At 68.4% G+C, this 16758-nt stretch carries 14 protein-coding genes; 9 read left to right on the forward strand and 5 right to left on the reverse strand.

The window, feature by feature from the left end; translation table 11 throughout:
* The first annotated feature begins 366 nt into the window (after positions 1-366).
* Both ACFRFC_RS12710 and ACFRFC_RS12715 read left to right on the forward strand, forming a co-directional pair.
* Positions 367-3096: a transglycosylase domain-containing protein gene (locus tag ACFRFC_RS12710; protein ID WP_382682585.1), complete on the forward strand. Its 2730-nt coding sequence runs from the start codon at positions 367-369 to the stop codon at positions 3094-3096.
* Between the two features lie 171 nt (positions 3097-3267).
* Positions 3268-4860: a glycosyltransferase family 87 protein gene (locus tag ACFRFC_RS12715; protein WP_382682582.1), complete on the forward strand. Its 1593-nt coding sequence runs from the start codon at positions 3268-3270 to the stop codon at positions 4858-4860.
* A gap of 187 nt (positions 4861-5047) precedes the next feature.
* On the opposite strand, the gene ACFRFC_RS12720 is transcribed toward ACFRFC_RS12715, so the two are convergent.
* The 3 genes from ACFRFC_RS12720 to ACFRFC_RS12730 all read right to left on the reverse strand — a co-directional run bounded on the left by ACFRFC_RS12720 (position 5048) and on the right by ACFRFC_RS12730 (position 8140).
* Complete coding sequence (locus tag ACFRFC_RS12720) at positions 5048-6079, reverse strand: alanine racemase (protein ID WP_382682579.1); 1032 nt, start codon at positions 6077-6079, stop codon at positions 5048-5050.
* Between the two features lie 98 nt (positions 6080-6177).
* Positions 6178-7299, reverse strand: coding sequence for a lipid II:glycine glycyltransferase FemX (locus ACFRFC_RS12725; RefSeq protein ID WP_382682577.1), 1122 nt, complete (start codon positions 7297-7299; stop codon positions 6178-6180).
* Positions 7300-7828: 529 nt separating this feature from the next.
* Positions 7829-8140 carry a hypothetical protein gene (locus ACFRFC_RS12730; RefSeq protein ID WP_382682574.1) on the reverse strand — a complete coding sequence of 104 codons (312 nt, stop codon included), beginning with the start codon at positions 8138-8140 and terminating at the stop codon, positions 7829-7831.
* 289 nt (positions 8141-8429) lie between these two features.
* Between ACFRFC_RS12730 and rpsF the strand changes: the two genes are divergently transcribed.
* The 4 genes from rpsF (at position 8430) to rplI (ending at position 10170) form a co-directional block, all read left to right on the forward strand.
* Positions 8430-8720: a 30S ribosomal protein S6 gene (rpsF, locus tag ACFRFC_RS12735; RefSeq protein WP_382682573.1), complete on the forward strand. Its 291-nt coding sequence runs from the start codon at positions 8430-8432 to the stop codon at positions 8718-8720.
* Between the two features lie 70 nt (positions 8721-8790).
* Positions 8791-9396, forward strand: a complete 606-nt coding sequence (locus ACFRFC_RS12740) for a single-stranded DNA-binding protein (protein WP_382682571.1) — start codon at positions 8791-8793, stop codon at positions 9394-9396.
* A 72-nt stretch (positions 9397-9468) separates the two neighbouring features.
* Positions 9469-9705: a 30S ribosomal protein S18 gene (gene rpsR / locus ACFRFC_RS12745; protein ID WP_003949403.1), complete on the forward strand. Its 237-nt coding sequence runs from the start codon at positions 9469-9471 to the stop codon at positions 9703-9705.
* Positions 9706-9723: 18 nt separating this feature from the next.
* Positions 9724-10170, forward strand: a complete 447-nt coding sequence (gene rplI / locus ACFRFC_RS12750; RefSeq protein WP_365317290.1) for a 50S ribosomal protein L9 — start codon at positions 9724-9726, stop codon at positions 10168-10170.
* 246 nt (positions 10171-10416) lie between these two features.
* Here rplI and ACFRFC_RS12755 read toward each other — a convergent pair whose 3' ends face one another.
* Positions 10417-11754 carry an MATE family efflux transporter gene (locus ACFRFC_RS12755; protein WP_382682567.1) on the reverse strand — a complete coding sequence of 446 codons (1338 nt, stop codon included), beginning with the start codon at positions 11752-11754 and terminating at the stop codon, positions 10417-10419.
* A 459-nt stretch (positions 11755-12213) separates the two neighbouring features.
* Here ACFRFC_RS12755 and dnaB point away from each other — a divergent pair, with 459 nt between their 5' ends.
* Together dnaB and ACFRFC_RS12765 are read left to right on the forward strand one after the other, a co-directional pair.
* On the forward strand, positions 12214-13689 hold the full coding sequence (gene dnaB, locus ACFRFC_RS12760; RefSeq protein WP_382682564.1) for a replicative DNA helicase: 1476 nt from the start codon (positions 12214-12216) through the stop codon (positions 13687-13689).
* 136 nt (positions 13690-13825) lie between these two features.
* A complete protein-coding gene (locus tag ACFRFC_RS12765) occupies positions 13826-14500 on the forward strand; it encodes a M15 family metallopeptidase (RefSeq protein WP_382682562.1) in 675 nt (224 codons plus the stop codon).
* Here ACFRFC_RS12765 and ACFRFC_RS12770 read toward each other — a convergent pair.
* On the reverse strand, positions 14458-15033 hold the full coding sequence (locus tag ACFRFC_RS12770; RefSeq protein WP_382682559.1) for an NUDIX hydrolase: 576 nt from the start codon (positions 15031-15033) through the stop codon (positions 14458-14460). The two genes, ACFRFC_RS12765 and ACFRFC_RS12770, sit on opposite strands and share 43 nt — an antisense overlap.
* Positions 15034-15154: 121 nt before the next feature.
* Between ACFRFC_RS12770 and ACFRFC_RS12775 the strand changes: the two genes are divergently transcribed.
* Entirely contained in the window at positions 15155-16552 is a 1398-nt protein-coding gene (locus tag ACFRFC_RS12775; protein ID WP_382682556.1) for a serine hydrolase domain-containing protein, read from the forward strand.
* The last annotated feature ends 206 nt before the right edge of the window (positions 16553-16758 follow it).

A 16758-nucleotide genomic window follows, 5' to 3' on the forward strand; every position in this document is an offset into this window, starting at 1 on the left:
GCGGCCCGTCGGACGGGCACCGTGACGGTCTTTATGTCGCGCTGATGTATCGACTCGATACATCTAGACGATAGAACGGCCTTCCGGGTGGGACAAGAGGGAGAACGGTGAACGGCGTCACATCACTGATTCGTAGGGAGCAAGTTGCCTGTTTTGGGGTGAACTTCGGGGCTAGGCGGGTTTTGACGGTGCGTAGTCTGTCCGCCATGCGAACCACCGGGAACCACGTGGCGCGTGAGGACGTCATGGTCCTCGGTGCAGTACGGGTGAATGCGGAACAGACCACATCCGTACTTCGGGGGGACCGGAAACCAGCCGCTGTTTCCAGGCGCGCACGGATGCGCCTGCCCGAGGAGTAACCGTTCGATGAGCGAGCACCGTCGCAAACCGCCGCCGCCGCAGGGAGGCGGCCGTGCCGAGGCCCGCCGCGGCCCGGCCGCCTCGTCCTCCGGCCGCAGTGCGGCACCGCGAGGCGCCACCGGGTCTCCCTCCGACGCCTATGGCTCGGATGACGGGTCGGAAGGCGAGGACCGGCCGTACGGCGGCCGCGCCGAGGCCCGCCGCGCGGCGCAGAGAAGCGCAGGAGGCCGCCGCAGGGCGGCGGAACCGGGCCGGGGAGGCCGCCGCGCCGGTACCACCGGGCCCGGCCGGGGCAGAGCGCGCGGAGCCGCGCCCGGAAAGAAGCGGATCATCGACTATCCGCGCGTGGACCGGGACGGCTGGCGCCGCTGGGTGCCGTCGTGGAGGCTCATGTCCGGGCTGTGCCTGGCCTTCTTCGGCAGCCTGGTGGCCGTCGCCGGTGTCGGCTACGCGCTGGTGAGCGTGCCGGACGTGGCGCTGACGGCCACCGCGCAGAACAACGTCTACTACTGGAGCGACGGCACCGAGATGGTGTCGACCGGTGGTGAGACCAACCGGCAGATCATCAACCTCTCGCAGATCCCCAAGGAAATGCAGAACGCGGTGATCTCGCAGGAGAACAAGACCTTCGAGACGGACAGCGGCGTCGACCCGATGGGCATCGCCCGTGCCGTGTACAACATGGCCCAGGGCGAGGACACCCAGGGTGGCTCCACGATCACCCAGCAGTACGTGAAGAACGCGATGCTGGACGATCAGTCGCAGACCCTCACCCGCAAGTTCAAGGAGCTGTTCGTCTCCATCAAGGTAGGCACCTCCGTCCCCAAGGACGAGATCATGGAGGGCTACCTGAACTCCGCGTACTACGGCCGCAACGCCTACGGCATTCAGGCCGCCGCGCGCGCGTACTTCAACAAGGACGCCATCGACCTGAACGCGGGCGAATGCGCCTTCCTGGCGGCGACGCTCAAGGGCGCCACCTACTACGACCCGGCAGGCTCGACCGCCATCGACCCCGCTGCCACGCCGGAGGCGAACAGCAAGCGGGCGCTGCTCCAGATGCAGGACACGCTGAACAAGATGGTCGAGTACGGCCACCTCAGCGCCGAGGAGCGGGCGAAGTACACCGAGCTTCCCGAGGTCCAGAACCCGCGCTCCAACACCGCCCTGAGCGGTCAGATCGGCTACCTCGTCGACCTCGCCAACGGCTATCTGGTCAACAACGAGGAGACGACCAGCGTCTCCGAGCAGCGGCTGCGCGAGGGCGGCCTCTCCATCCACACGACCTTCGACAAGAAGAAGGTCGAGCAGCTGGAGAAGGCGGTCGAGGACGTCCAGAAGGCGAACATCGACCCGGAGAAGCGCCCGGACACGGACACCCACGTCCAGTTCGGCGGTGCCTCGATAGACCCGGCGTCCGGCGCCATCGTCGCCATCTACGGCGGTGCGGACGCCACCGAGCACTTCACCAACAACGCCGACCAGACCGGCGCCCAGGTCGGCTCGACCTTCAAGCCGTTCGTCCTGGCCGCCGCGATGAACTGGGGTGTCAGAGACCCGGAGCTGGGCCCGGTGCAGGCCCAGGACGAACGCACCCAGGCCTCCCCGGAGAGCCTGTACAGCGGCGAGAACAAGCTGAAGATCAACAACTACGACGGCTCGGTCTGGCAGGACGAGGACGGAAAGGAATGGCTCCAGGTCAACGACGGTGACGAGACGTACGGCGAGGAGCCGGACTACGACATCGACCTCCGTACGGCCATGCAGTACTCGGTGAACTCCGCCTATGTGCAGCTCGGCATGGACGTCGGCCTGGACAAGGTGGCGGAGGCGGCCGTCGACGCGGGCCTGCTGGAGGACAGCCTGGCCGGCATGGACTTCCCGTCCTTCTCCCTCGGTGTCTCCGACCCCAGCGCGATCCGCATGGCGGGCTCGTACGCCACCTTCGCCGAGAGCGGCGAGCAGAACGACCCGTTCTCGGTCACCAAGGTCACCAGCAAGGACGGCGAGGTCTTCGAGCACACGGGGACGCCGAAGCAGGCGTTCACCTCGAAGGTCGCCGACAACGTCACCGACGTGCTGAAGACCGTGGTCGAGGACGGTACGGGTACCAACGCCCAGCTGACCGGCCGCGAGGTGGCCGGTAAGACCGGTACCACCGACGACAACCTGTCGGCGTGGTTCGTCGGCTACACCCCGCAGCTGTCGACCGCGATCAGCATGTTCCGGTACCCGGACGACGAGAACGTGCAGAACCGTACGTTCCTGCCGATGTACGGGACCGGCGCCCAGGACTCCATCCACGGTGCCTCGTTCCCGTCGGAGATCTGGCACGACTACATGGAAGAGGCGCTCAAGGGCACCGAGGCCGAGAAGTTCCCGGAGCCCGAGCCCATCGGCGAGATCATCAACGACACCCCGCCGCCGACTCCGTCGTCGACCCCCTCGGCCACCGAGACCGAGGAGGAAGAGGAGAGCCCGACCCCGACACCTCCCGCCTCCACGACGCCGACGACTCCGTCACCGCCCGCGCCCAGTGAGACCTGCACCGACTTCTTCGGCTGCGAGGCGGACGGCGGTACCGACAACGGCGGCACGGACAGCGGCGGCACCGATATCGGCGGTACCGACGGCGGGGCGACCGGCTCACCGGATCCGTCGGAGACCCCTGGGGAAACCAACGGGAACAACGGAAACGACAACGGCAACGGAAACCTCTTCGGAGGGACCGGCTAGCCCTTCGGAGGCAGGACCGGCCAGCCGGTTTCGCCCATCGGGGGTGTTTCACGTGAAACACCCCCGACGTTTCACGTGAAACAGGGTCCGCCGCAGGCAGCAGGGCCGTCGCATCGACCGGATGCGGCGGCCCTCGCCGTTTCCCCAGCGGCGTACGGCAGGATGTCCCCCATGCCCAGTGCAGAATCGACGCAGACGAGCGCGCGCGAGCCGGACACCGTGCGGCCCACCACGACGGACGAGGTCGCGGCGAGCGGCAGCGAGCTGATCGGGGGCCCCATCGGACGACGCGCCCTGCTCGGGACGTCCTGGTGGACCCCGGTACGAGTCATCGCGCTCGTGGCGATCGGGATGTTCGCCCTCGGCCTGGTCCAGAAGGCGCCCTGCTACGACGGGGCCTGGTTCTTCGGCGCCAGTTCGCAGTACACGCACGCCTGCTACTCCGACATCCCGCACCTCTACCAGGGGCGCGGATTCGCGGACGGGCTGGTGCCGTACTTCGACCGGCTGCCCGGCGACATGGAGTACCTGGAGTACCCGGTGCTGACCGGTGTCTTCATGGAGGTGGCCTCCTGGCTCACCACGGGCAGCGGCACCATCCAGCACCAGGAGCAGTGGTACTGGATGGTCAACGCCGGGATGCTGATGGTGTGCGCGGCCGTCATCGCCGTGTGTGTCACCCGCACCCACGCCCGGCGCCCCTGGGACGGTCTGCTGGTCGCCCTGGCACCCGCGCTGGCGCTGACCGCCACCATCAACTGGGATCTGCTCGCGGTCGCCCTGACGGCCGCGGCGATGCTGATGTGGTCACGGGGCCGTTCGGTGGCCTTCGGAGTGCTCCTGGGGCTCGCCACGGCCGCGAAGCTCTATCCGTTCCTGCTGCTGGGGCCGTTGCTCGTGCTGTGCTGGCGGGCGGGCAAATGGCGCGACTTCGGCAAGGCACTGGCGGGCGCGGCGGTCGCCTGGGCCGTGGTGAACCTGCCGGTGATGCTGTTCGCCTTCGACGGCTGGTCGAAGTTCTACACCTTCAGCCAGGAGCGCGGCGTCGACTTCGGCTCGTTCTGGCTGATCCTGGCCCAGAACTCCAGCGACCCGCTGAGCACCGAGACCGTCAACACCCTGGCCACGCTGCTGATGCTGCTGAGCTGCGCGGGCGTCGCGGCCCTCACCCTGACCGCGCCGCGCCGGCCCCGCTTCGCCCAGCTGGCGTTTCTGATCGTCGCCGCGTTCATCCTGACCAACAAGGTCTACTCACCGCAGTATGTGCTGTGGCTGATCCCGCTGGCCGTGCTGGCCCGGCCCAAGTGGCGGGACTTCCTGATCTGGCAGGCGTGCGAGGTGGCGTACTTCCTCGGCATCTGGATGTATCTCGCCTACACGACCAGCGGAGACGCCCACAAGGGCCTGCCGACCGACGGTTACCACTGGGCGATCGGCGTGCACCTGATCGGGACGCTCTACCTGTGCGTGATGGTCGTACGCGACATCCTCATGCCGGAGCGGGACGTGGTCCGGCTGGCGGGCGACGACGACCCGTCCGGCGGGGTGCTCGACCGCGCGCCGGACGTCTTCGCGATCGGCCCGGCGGCGCGGGCGTCACGGCCCGCCGTTGCCGCGGAGTACGGCGAGGGGCCGCAGGTGGAGTGGGGGAGCCGGGGCAGGGGGGACGGCGGGGGTGGCCCGGACCGTGGGGACAGCTGGGATGGCTTGGACGGCCAGGACCGGGGGGACCACGGGGACGTCCAGGACAGCCGTTCGCCGTGAGCGAACGGGCGGGGCGTCCAGGGGAGGACGCCCCGAGGGGGGCGCGGAGGCCGGTATATGGGACGCGTCATACCGAGGGCCGTGCGCGGGTTCGCGTACGGCCCTTTTTCGTCGCTGTGTTCCGCGTGAGCGTCGCTGCGTTCCCTGTGGGCGTTCCCGTGTTCCGGGTGGGCGTTCCCGTGTCGGCTCAGCGGTCCACGATGCGGTCGAACTGGGTGGTGGTGTGCCGGAGATGGGCCACCAGCTCGTCGCCGACCTTGGGCTCCGGGGCGTCCGACGGCACGAACAGGATCGACACCTGCATGTGCGGCGGCTCCGCGAACCAGCGCTGCTTGCCTCCCCAGACGAACGGCGAGAGGTTCCGGTTGACCGTGGCGAGTCCGGCGCGGGCGACGCCCTTGGCGCGCGGCATGACGCCGTGCAGCGCCTTGGGGGCCTCCAGACCCACCCCGTGCGACGTTCCGCCCGCCACGACGACCAGGTAGCCGTCGGAGGCCGTCTTCTGCTGCCGGTAGCCGAAGCGGTCGCCCTTGGCGACGCGGGTGACGTCCAGGACGGCGCCGCGGTACTCGGTGGCGTCGTGGTCGCCGAGCCACAGCCGGGTGCCGATCCGCGCCCGGAAACGGGTCTGCGGGAACTGCTGCCGGAGCCGGGTGAGTTCATCGGCCTTGAGATGGCTGACGAACATCGTGTGCAGCGGCAGCCGGGCCGCGCGCAGCCGGTCCATCCAGCCGATGACCTCCTCGACGGCGTCGGAGCCGTCGGTGCGGTCCAGCGGGAGATGGATGGCGAAGCCCTCCAGGCGGACGTTCTCTATGGCGGCGTGCAGCTGCGCCAGGTCCTGCTCGCTGATGCCGTGCCGCTTCATCGAGGACATCACCTCGATGACCACCCGCGCGCCCACCAGGCCGTACACACCGTCGATCGAGGACACCGAGCGGATCACCCGGTCCGGCAGCGGCACGGGCTCCTCGCCGCGCCGGTACGGCGTCAGCACCAGCAGATCACCGCCGAAGAAGTCCTTGATGCGCGCCGCTTCGTACGTGGTGCCGACGGCGAGGATGTCCGAGCCCAGCCGGGTGGCCTCCTCCGCGAGCCGTTCGTGCCCGAACCCGTAGCCGTTGCCCTTGCAGACCGGGACGAGCCCCGGGAACTGCTCCGTCACGTGCTTGTGGTGCGCCCGCCAGCGCGCGGTGTCGACATACAGCGTGAGCGCCATGGCCGGACCTGGAACCTTTCTCCTGGCTGCGGTGTATCAGAGGTATGAACCTGCGGTGTAGCAGAGGTGTGAGTGCTATGGAAACAGATGTTCCGGACTCAGCGGCGCGACATGTAGATGTCGAGGGCCTTGTGGAGCAGCTTGTTCAGCGGGAAGTCCCACTCGCCGAGGTACTCGGCCGCCTGCCCGCCCGTGCCGACCTTGAACTGGATCAGGCCGAAGAGATGGTCGGACTCGTCGAGCGAGTCGGAGATGCCGCGCAGGTCGTAGACGGAGGCGCCGAGCGCGTAGGCGTCGCGCAGCATCCGCCACTGCATCGCGTTCGAGGGCCGGACCTCCCGGCCGATGTTGTCGGAGGCCCCGTAGGAGTACCAGACGTGCCCGCCGACGATCAGCATCGTCGCGGCGGAGAGGTTCACGCCGTTGTGACGGGCGAAGTACAGCCGCATCCGGTTGGGGTCCTCGGAGTTGAGGGCCTTCCACATGCGCTCGAAGTACGACAGCGGGCGGGGCCGGAAGTGGTCGCGCACGGCCGTGATCTCGTACAGCCGCTGCCATTCCTGAAGGTCCTGGAAGCCGCCCTGGACGACCTCGACACCGGCCTTCTCGGCCTTCTTGATGTTGCGCCGCCACAATTGGTTGAAGTTCTTGTGCACCTCTTCCAGCGACCGGTTCGCCAGCGGCACCTGATAGACGTAGCGGGGCTGTACGTCGCCGAAGCCGGCCCCGCCGTCCTCGCCCTGCTGCCAGCCCATCCGGCGCAGCTTGTCGGCGACCTCGAAGGCGCGCGGCTCGATGAAGTCGGCCTCGGTGTCCCGCAGCCGCTTCACATCCGGGTCCTGGATGCCCCTCTTGATGGACGTGGCCTCCCAGCGCCGGATGATCACCGGCGGGCCCATCTTCACGGAGAAGGCGCCCTGCTGCTTCAGATGCGCCAGCATCGGCTGGATCCAGTCGTCCAGATTGGGCGCGAACCAGTTGATGACCGGGCCCTCGGGGAGATACGCGAGATACCGCTTGATCTTGGGAAGCTGCCGGTAGAGCACCAGACCCACGCCCACCAGTTCACCGCTGCGGTCGTCGATCCAGCCCAGGCTCTCCGCGCGCCACTCCGCCTTCACGTCCGCCCAGGCCGGGACCTGCATGTGACTCGCCGCGGGCAGACTCTGGATGTACGCCAGATGCTGCTCGCGGCTGATGGTCCTCAGGGTCAGGGTCATTCGGGGCGCTCCTCGGGCTGGTGTGTCCCCATGGGTACAGGGGCTCCGGCTCTCGCGCCGAAGCCTACTGCGCCCGGCCTTCAGCCCGACCGGGCGCACGGAACCTTCGCCCCCGCCTGAGGAGTACGGGGGCGGGCGACGGCGTGTTGTGTATGCGTTGCGCGAGTTGTGCGGGTGATGGGGGTGTTGTGGACGGGCCCGTTCGGGTCTGCGAGTCCGTCCGGGGTCATGGGTCCGTTCGGGGTCATGGGTTCGTTCGGGTCGGCCGGTACGAACGGGGGTGTGGGTCCGTTCGGACCGGCGGGACCGATCCGGGCTATGGGGTCGAGCGGGTCGGCTGGTCCGCGGGTGCGATCCGGGCCATGGGGGCTGACGCGGGTCGGCGGGTCCGTTCGGGACTGATGGGTCCGTTCGGGGCGGGCCCATCTGCCCGATCGGGATCACCGGTCCGTTCGGGGCCACCGGTCCGCACGGCATCACCGGTCCGCACGGCATCACCGGTCCGTTCGGCATCACCGGTCCGCTCGGGTCAGAAGAGCCCGCCGAAGAGACCGCCGTGCGCCATGCCGAGGAAGAAGCCGACGGCGGAGGCACCGAGACCCAGGATCAGACCGAATCGCTCACGCGTGGTCACCGAGACCCACTGTCCGTAGGCGCCGGTGAGGATCCCCACCAGGCCCGTCCAGGAGCTGAGCAGATGGAGGCTGTGGAACTGCGCCGTGACGAAGGCGATGATTCCGAGCGTCAGTGTCACGGCGAGCAGCGTGTCCTGGAGAGGGTGGGACTTGCCGTCCGAGGCCAAGAGAGATCCGGCGGTGTTGGGTCGCAATGCCTGTGCCATGGGGCACCTCCTGCGAGAGGGCGGCGCATCGTAGCGCCATACACACCCGTTGTGTATCGATTGTCGGCCCTCCCGGCCGGATTTCAACCGGACGCGGGTGTGCGGGTAGTCTGTACCCTCTGCACCGGTGTCTGCCCAGCCCGGGACCAGGGCATACCGCCCGGTCCGGAGCGGGAACGCCACCGACGACCTCTGATTGTCAGTGGCGCCCGATACCGTTGCGAACGCATCACAACCCTCCTGCCACGGAACGACCGTGGCCGCTGAGTCCAAAGGAGGTGGGTTCCACATGCGTCACTACGAGGTGATGGTCATCCTCGACCCCGATCTTGAGGAGCGCTCTGTCTCCCCGCTGATCGAGAACTTCCTCTCCGTCGTCCGTGACGGAGGCGGAAAGGTCGAAAAGATCGATACCTGGGGCCGTCGTCGTCTCTCGTACGAGATCAAGAAGAAGCCCGAGGGGATCTACTCGGTCATCGACCTCCAGGCCGAGCCTGGGGTCGTCAAGGAACTCGACCGCCAGATGAACCTGAACGAGTCGGTCCTCCGGACCAAGGTCCTCCGCCCCGAGACCCACTGAGCCTCAGCTCAGCGGAGACCGGGATTCGAGTAGCAAGCAGCCAGCAGCAAACCCGCCGAGAGGTTCACCCATGGCAGGCGAGACCGTCATCACGGTCATCGGCAATCTTGTCGATGACCCCGAGCTGCGCTTCACCCCGTCCGGTGCGGCCGTCGCGAAGTTCCGTGTCGCGTCCACTCCCCGCACCTTCGACCGTCAGACCAACGAGTGGAAGGACGGCGAAAGCCTGTTCCTGACCTGCTCGGTCTGGCGTCAGGCGGCGGAGAACGTCGCCGAATCGCTCCAGCGAGGCATGCGCGTCGTCGTGCAGGGCCGGCTGAAGCAGCGGTCCTACGAGGACCGTGAGGGTGTCAAGCGCACGGTCTACGAGCTGGACGTCGAGGAAGTCGGCCCCAGCCTGCGCAATGCCACGGCCAAGGTCACCAAGACCGCCGGACGTGGTGGTCAGGGTGGCGGGTTCGGCGGCGGTGGTGGCGGCGGCCAGCAGGGCGGCGGCTGGGGCGGCGGCTCCGGCGGCGGTCAGCAGCAGGGCGGCGGCGCTCCCGCGGACGACCCCTGGGCGACCGGCACTCCCGCCGGTGGCCAGCAGCAGGGCGGCGGCGGTGGCTGGGGCGGTGGCTCCGGCTCCTCCGGCGGCGGCGGTGGCGGCGGCTACTCGGACGAGCCCCCCTTCTAGTCCCTCGGGCCTTGTGCCCGTGGTCGAAGGCGGGTCGTATCCCACACTTCTTGATCACACAGGAGAAACACCATGGCGAAGCCGCCTGTGCGCAAGCCGAAGAAAAAGGTCTGCGCTTTCTGCAAGGACAAGGTCACGTACGTGGACTACAAGGACACGAACATGCTGCGGAAGTTCATTTCCGACCGCGGCAAGATCCGTGCCCGCCGCGTGACCGGCAACTGCACGCAGCACCAGCGTGACGTCGCCACGGCCGTGAAGAACAGCCGTGAGATGGCGCTGCTGCCCTACACCTCCACCGCGCGCTAAGGGAAGGGTGACCGAATCATGAAGATCATCCTCACCCACGAGGTCACCGGCCTCGGTGCCGCGGGCGACGTCGTCGACGTCAAGGACGGTTACGCTCGCAACTACCTGATCCCGCGGAAGTTCGCGATCCGCTGGACCAAGGGTGGCGAGAAGGACGTGGCGCAGATCCGCCGCGCTCGCAAGATCCACGAGATCCAGACCATCGAGCAGGCCAACACCGTGAAGGCCCAGCTCGAGGGCGTCAAGGTCCGTCTGGCCGTCCGCTCCGGCGACGCCGGTCGTCTCTTCGGTTCCGTCACCCCGGCCGACATCGCCTCGGCGATCAAGGCCGCCGGTGGTCCCGAGGTCGACAAGCGCCGCATTGAGCTGGGCTCCCCGATCAAGACCCTGGGCGCCCACGAGACGTCCGTGCGTCTGCACCCCGAGGTGGCCGCGAAGGTCAACATCGAGGTCATCGCCGCGTGACGCTGCGTTTGGTTTGAGCAGTTGAGAAGAGGGCCGTACCCACTGGGTACGGCCCTCTTCGCTTTCGCTTCCCGTGACCGGGGGTGCTCTCGCATGGTCCGGGTGAGTGCTGGTGGGGGCTACCTGAAGCGCTGGGCGCGCTAGGCACACTGGGTGCGCTGGGTGGTGTTTCACGTGAAACGGGACGACGTTTCACCACGTTTCACGTGAAACGTCGCTGTGCAACGGAACGAGAGGGCGTACGGGTCAGCGCGTGGCGCCCGTGACGATCCAGCGGCCGGAGCGGGTGCGCCACCACAGGGTGAGCAGCCGCATGGTCATCATCAGCGTCATGGCTCCCCAGATCGCGGTCAGTTCGCCGCCTAGGGTCGGGATCAGCAGAGCCACCGGAGCGAAGACCGCCAGGGTGAGGATCATGGCCCAGGCGAGGTACCGTCCGTCGCCCGCGCCCATCAGCACGCCGTCCAGGACGAAGACCACACCGCAGATGGGCTGGGAGAGGGCCACGACGACCAGTGCGGGCAGGGCCGCGTCCGTCACCGCGCTGTCGCTGGTGAACAGGGGCAGGAGGACCGGGCGGGCGACGATCACCGCGAGTCCCAGGGCGAGGCCCACGGCGATGCCCCACTCGACCATGCGACGGCATGCCTGCCGGGCGCCTTCGATGTCTCCGGCGCCGAGATAGCGCCCGATGATCGCCTGCCCCGCTATGGCGATGGCGTCGAGGGCGAAGGCGAGCAGGCTCCACAGCGACAGGATGATCTGGTGCGCGGCGATGTCGGCGTCCCCGAGTCCGGCCGCGACGGCGGTGGCGATCATCAGGATCGCCCGGAGGGAGAGCGTACGGACGAGGAGCGGTACGCCGGCCTGTGCGGAGGTTCTTATGCCGGCGAGGTCGGGACGCAGGGAGGCGCCGTGGCGACGGGCTCCCCTGATCACGACGAACAGGTAGGCGGCGGCCATGCCGTACTGGGCGATGACGGTGCCCCAGGCGGATCCGGCGATACCGAGTCCGGCGCCGTAGACCAGGACGACATTGAGGATGCCGTTGGCGACGAAGCCGGCGATGGCGACGTACAGCGGTGTCCTGGTGTCCTGGAGCCCGCGCAGGACGCCGGTCGCGGCGAAGACGACGAGCATCGCGGGGATGCCGAGCGCCGAGATGCGCAGATAGGTGGTGGCGTAGGGGGCCGCCGTGTCGGAGGTACCGAAGAGGTTGACGAGGCCCGGGGCGGTGGGCAGAACGACGGCTATCACGACGGTGCCGAGCAGCAGGGCCAGCCAGATGCCGTCCATGCCCTGGCGGATGGCGGCCGGGAGGTCGCCGGCGCCGACGCGGCGGGCGACGGCCGCGGTGGTGGCGTAGGCGAGGAAGACGAAGACGCTCACGGCGGTCAGCAACAGGGCGGAGGCGACGCCGAGTCCGGCGAGTTGGGCGGTGCCGAGGTGGCCCACGATCGCGCTGTCCGCCATGACGAAGAGGGGCTCGGCGACAAGTGCGCCGAAGGCCGGGACGGCCAGCGAGACGATCTCGCGATCGTGCTGTCGCCGGACAGCCTTGGGTGCGGCGGGGGCCTGTGTCATGAGCACCAATGTAATCGTCCACAGGTAAGAGATGCAATGCGCAAGTGACCCTTACTTGTGGTTGCGGTGTGTGTGCTCCTCCGTACGGCTTGAAGTGATCTTGGGCCGACTGGGAAAGTTTTTCTTCTGCACAGCCGGTGGACGGTGAAGATGCAGGTCAGAGGTGTTCTATCGAACATCGGCCGAGCTTGTTCACAGCACTGTCCACCGGGTCGTGCACAGGTTTCGGGGGGTTCTCCACAGCATCCGGGCCGTCGTCCACATGGCCTGTGGATAACCAGATTGGCTGACGGTGCCCGGGGGCCTAACGTGGACCCTCGCCCACTCCCTCCGACGGCTGATGAACCGTCATAAAACCGACGCGCCACAACCGGAGCCGGGCCTCTTATTTGTCAGTGCCGTGCCGTAGAAATGAGGGGCACGGCGAGGTCCGCTGGGCGGACGGGAGGAGGTGGCTCGGTGAGCATTTCCGAGCCCTTGGACGACCCGTGGGCCGACAGCGGTCCGGGTGATCGTCTGCCCTCCCGACGGCGCGGCGACGGCACGCGCGGGCGCGACGAGCAGCACGACCGGGGGTCCGAGAGCGCGGAATGGGAGGGGGGCGGGCCGTCCTTCGAGCGGGTCCCGCCGCAGGACCTCAACGCCGAGCAGTCCGTCCTCGGCGGCATGCTGCTCTCCAAGGACGCCATCGCCGACGTCGTGGAGATCCTCAAGGGCCACGACTTCTACAAACCGGCGCACGAGACGATCTACCAGGCGATCCTCGACATCTACGCCAAGGGCGAGCCGGCCGACCCGATCACGATCGCCGCGGAGCTGACCAAGCGCGGCGAGATCAACAAGGTGGGCGGGGCCTCGTATCTGCACACCCTGGTGCAGACGGTGCCGACGGCGGCGAACGCCGAGTACTACGCGGAGATCGTGCACGAGCGGGCGGTCCTGCGCCGCCTGGTGGAGGCCGGCACCCGCATCACGCAGATGGGATACGCGGCCGACGACGACGTCGACGAGATCGTCAACCGTGCCCAGGCGGAGATCTACGCCGTCACCGAGCAGCGCACCAGCGAGGACTATCTGCCGCTCGGCGACATCATGGAAGGCGCGCTCGACGAGATCGAGGCGATCGGGTCGCGCACGGGCGAGATGACCGGCGTCCCGACCGGCTTCACGGACTTCGACTCGCTGACCAATGGCCTGCACCCGGGCCAGATGATCGTGATCGCGGCCCGTCCCGCCATGGGAAAGTCGACGCTCGCGCTGGACTTCGCCCGCGCGGCGTCGATCAAGAACAACCTGCCGAGCGTGATCTTCTCCCTGGAAATGGGCCGCAACGAGATCGCGATGCGTCTGCTGTCGGCGGAGGCCCGGGTCGCCCTGCACCACATGCGCTCGGGCACGATGACGGACGAGGACTGGACCCGGCTGGCCCGCCGGATGCCGGACGTCTCGGCGGCCCCGCTCTACATCGACGACTCCCCGAACCTGTCGATGATGGAGATCCGGGCCAAGTGCCGTCGCCTGAAACAGCGCAACGACCTCCGGCTGGTCGTCATCGACTACCTCCAGCTGATGCAGTCCGGCGGCTCCAAGCGTGCCGAGAGCCGCCAGCAGGAGGTGTCGGACATGTCCCGTAACCTCAAGCTTCTCGCCAAGGAGCTGGAGGTCCCGGTCATCGCCCTCTCCCAGCTCAACCGTGGCCCCGAACAGCGCACCGACAAAAAGCCGATGGTCTCCGACCTGCGCGAATCCGGCTCGATCGAGCAGGACGCGGACATGGTCATCCTCCTCCACCGCGAGGACGCCTACGAGAAGGAATCCCCCCGAGCGGGCGAGGCCGACCTGATCGTGGCCAAACACCGTAATGGCCCTACGGCGACGATCACGGTTGCTTTTCAGGGGCACTATTCGCGGTTTGTGGATATGGCGCAGACCTGATTCAGCGCCTGGGCCATGGGCCATGGGCCAAGAGGGCTTGCCCCTGCCGGTCCTTCCCTGCCGGATCGCCGCCCCTGATCAGCAGTCGGCTAAGAAGAGGGCCAAGGAAGTCGCAGGTCCGCGAGATGATCGGGTCATGACTGAGATCGTCTTGATGTCCGACCCGAAGGTCGCCGCCGTGCCGGTGGAGGAGTGCGGTGAGCGGCTCGTGGATGTGCGCCGAGACAGCCCTCTGCTGGTGGACGAGCGGAAATGGCAGGACTCCGCCGGTGCCTTCGCCTATCTGCGAGAAGGTGTGCTCGGTCGACTTCTCGAAGCACAGGCGCTGTTGCCCGGCGGAATGCGGCTGCTGTTCGTCGAGGGGTATCGTCCGCCCTTCCTCCAGCGGCGCTACTTCGAGAAGTACGCGGCCCAACTGCGTGCCGAACACCCGGAATGGGACGCTGCGTACGTCCGCTCGGCAGCCAGCCGTTACGTCTCCCCGCCCGAGATCGCGCCGCACAGCGCCGGGGCGGCTGTCGACCTGACGCTTGCTGATGACGACGGGCGTGAACTCGACATGGGCAGTCGTATGAACGCGACTCCGGAGGACAGCGCGGGCGCCTGTTACACCTGGGCCGACAACATCGGTGCGGAGGCGCGTTCCCTGCGGGGCGTCCTGAGCACGGCACTCACCGCCGCCGGCCTGGTCAACTACCCCACAGAGTGGTGGCACTGGTCGTACGGTGACCGCTACTGGGCCTTGGAGACCGGGGCGGCCGTCGCTCTCTACGGGCCCACCGAACTCGACCGGCCGCAGAAGGCGCGGTAGCGGTCGAAGGCCTCCCTGGCGTCCGGGACGAAGGCGCGATGCTGGGCGAGAGCGTGGACCTCGGGTTCCCGCAGCCACGCGTGCCACGCGACCTCGGCGGGGTCCGGGTGTATCGGCCCGGCGACGACGACCTCGTGCAGGCCGAGCCAGTACGGGCTGATGGCCCCCTCGCACCGGAACTTGAGTATGAAACGCGGGCTGGCTCGGACGCCGATCTCCTCCGTCAGTTCCCGCGCGGCGGCGGCCCCGTACGATTCGGCGACGTTGACCGCGCCCCCGAGCATCCAGTTGAAGTGGCCCGGGAACAGGGTCGCGCCGTCCGGGCGGCGGTGGACGAGGATGCGGCCGTCGGGGTCGCGGCACACGACCGTCGCGATGCGGTGAAGCCAGTTCCGGCGGATGGCTTCCGACCGGTTCACGATGGACAGGATCTCGTCCTGGTCATTCACCCGTTCGACCTGTTCGACCCGTTCGGCATGGTCGTTCAGTTTGCTCAACTCGGTGGGTTCGTTCGGTTCGGTCAGCTCGGTCATGGGGACACGGTGGCATACGGGGTGTACGAGGCCAGGTGTTCCTTCGAACGGAAGGCGTTCCGTCTCTCTCACAAGGCAAAATATGCTCGACGTTTGGCGTCTCAGCAGGTGGACTGGGGGTATGACGACACCTCACGAAGAACTGCTTCCCCAGACGCGCCGTGCGTTGCTGCACCGAATCGCCGTCGGACAGGCCGAAGGGCGGGCGCCCTCGCTGGTGGCGGCCGTGGTGCGGGGCGGGCGGACGGTGTGGACCGGGGCACGGAGTTCCGTGGACGGGGCGGTGCCGGACGAGAACGTGCAGTTCAGAATCGGATCCATTTCCAAGACCTTCACGGCCGTGCTGGTGCTGCGGCTGCGGGAGGAAGGGCTGGTCGATCTCGCGGATCCGGTGGAGAAGCATCTCCCGGGCACCGGGCTCGGGGACGTCACCGTCGCCCAGCTCCTCGCCCACACCGGCGGACTGGCGGCGGAGTCGCCGGCGCCCTGGTGGGAGCGCACTCCCGGGTCCCTGCGCCCGGAGCTGAGCGACGTACTGGGTGAGCAGCCCTTCCTGCACCCCGTCGGACGCCGGTTCCACTACTCCAACCCCGGTTACAGCGTCCTCGGGGCCCTCGTCGAGAAGCTGCGCGGTGCGCCCTGGGAAGACGTGCTGACGCGAGAGGTGCTGGAGCCGCTCGGGCTGGACCGCACGAGTGGGCTGCCGCAGGCGCCGCACGCGGGCGGCTGGGCGGTGCATCCCTGGGCCGACGTCCTGCTCCCCGAACCCGCTGAGGATCTCGGCGTCATGGCATCCGCCGGGCAACTGTGGTCCACCACCGCCGACCTGGCCCGCTTCGCCGTCTTCCTGACGCGGGGCGACGAGCGCGTGCTGAGCGCCGAGACCGTACGGGAGATGCGCGTCCCCGCCACGCCCGGCGAGGCCGCCGACATCGTCGACGGGTCCAGCTACGGCCTCGGCCTCCAGCTCCAGCGCCACGACGGACGGCTGCTCGTCGGCCACTCGGGCTCGCTGCCGGGTTTTCTGGCGAACCTCAGCATCAGCGTCGAGGACGATGTCGCCGCCGTCGTGCTGACCAACTGCACCTCCGGCCCGATGCCCTCCCTGATCGGCGCCGATCTGGTCCGTATCGTCGCCGAGGCCGAGCCCCGGATCCCCGAGCCGTGGCGTCCCCTGCGGGAGGCCGATCCGGCGCTGCTGGAGCTGGCCGGCCCGTGGTACTGGGGGACGAACGGCTTCGCCCTGCGGCTGGCCGCCGACGGGTCGATCTCCCTCGGGCCCCTCACCGGCAACGGCCGGCGCTCACGCTTCCGCCCCAACGGCGACGGCACCTGGACCGGGCTGGAGGGCTACTACGCCGGAGAGTCGCTGAAGGCCGTACGACGGCCCGACGGCTCCGTGAGCCACCTGGACCTCGGGTCGTTCGTGTTCACCCGGCAGCCGTACGACGAGACGGCTCCCGTGCCCGGTGGGGTGGACCCGGAAGGGTGGCGGGGGATCGGCCAGAGTGGGCTCTGAAGGCTCTGGGGGAGCCTCCCGTCAACTGGGGGCTCTCAGGAAATGGGCTCTCGGTGGCTGGGCTCTCAGTAGGTGGTGGAGGGTTGGGGGTGGGCTTCCGAGGTTGCTGCTGAGTGGCGGCCCGGGTGCGAGGCCCGGGGTGCGGGGGTCGTTGGGGTGTTTCACGTGAAACACCCCACCCTGTCGGCCAACAGGACACCGACCGC

It is taken from the genome of Streptomyces sp. NPDC056734, from assembly GCF_042790455.1.
In the GTDB taxonomy this organism is placed as follows: Bacteria; Actinomycetota; Actinomycetes; order Streptomycetales; family Streptomycetaceae; genus Streptomyces.

Coding starts and splice junctions, on each gene's coding strand:
- ACFRFC_RS12730 (WP_382682574.1), bottom strand. CDS start 8,140: ATGGCACAGGCATTGCGACCCAACACCGCCGGATCTCTCTTGGCCTCG.
- rpsF (WP_382682573.1), top strand. CDS start 8,430: ATGCGTCACTACGAGGTGATGGTCATCCTCGACCCCGATCTTGAGGAG.
- rplI (WP_365317290.1), top strand. CDS start 9,724: ATGAAGATCATCCTCACCCACGAGGTCACCGGCCTCGGTGCCGCGGGC.
- ACFRFC_RS12740 (WP_382682571.1), top strand. CDS start 8,791: ATGGCAGGCGAGACCGTCATCACGGTCATCGGCAATCTTGTCGATGAC.
- ACFRFC_RS12720 (WP_382682579.1), bottom strand. CDS start 6,079: ATGGCGCTCACGCTGTATGTCGACACCGCGCGCTGGCGGGCGCACCAC.
- ACFRFC_RS12725 (WP_382682577.1), bottom strand. CDS start 7,299: ATGACCCTGACCCTGAGGACCATCAGCCGCGAGCAGCATCTGGCGTAC.
- ACFRFC_RS12765 (WP_382682562.1), top strand. CDS start 13,826: ATGACTGAGATCGTCTTGATGTCCGACCCGAAGGTCGCCGCCGTGCCG.
- ACFRFC_RS12770 (WP_382682559.1), bottom strand. CDS start 15,033: ATGACCGAGCTGACCGAACCGAACGAACCCACCGAGTTGAGCAAACTG.
- ACFRFC_RS12775 (WP_382682556.1), top strand. CDS start 15,155: ATGACGACACCTCACGAAGAACTGCTTCCCCAGACGCGCCGTGCGTTG.
- ACFRFC_RS12710 (WP_382682585.1), top strand. CDS start 367: ATGAGCGAGCACCGTCGCAAACCGCCGCCGCCGCAGGGAGGCGGCCGT.
- ACFRFC_RS12755 (WP_382682567.1), bottom strand. CDS start 11,754: ATGACACAGGCCCCCGCCGCACCCAAGGCTGTCCGGCGACAGCACGAT.
- ACFRFC_RS12715 (WP_382682582.1), top strand. CDS start 3,268: ATGCCCAGTGCAGAATCGACGCAGACGAGCGCGCGCGAGCCGGACACC.
- rpsR (WP_003949403.1), top strand. CDS start 9,469: ATGGCGAAGCCGCCTGTGCGCAAGCCGAAGAAAAAGGTCTGCGCTTTC.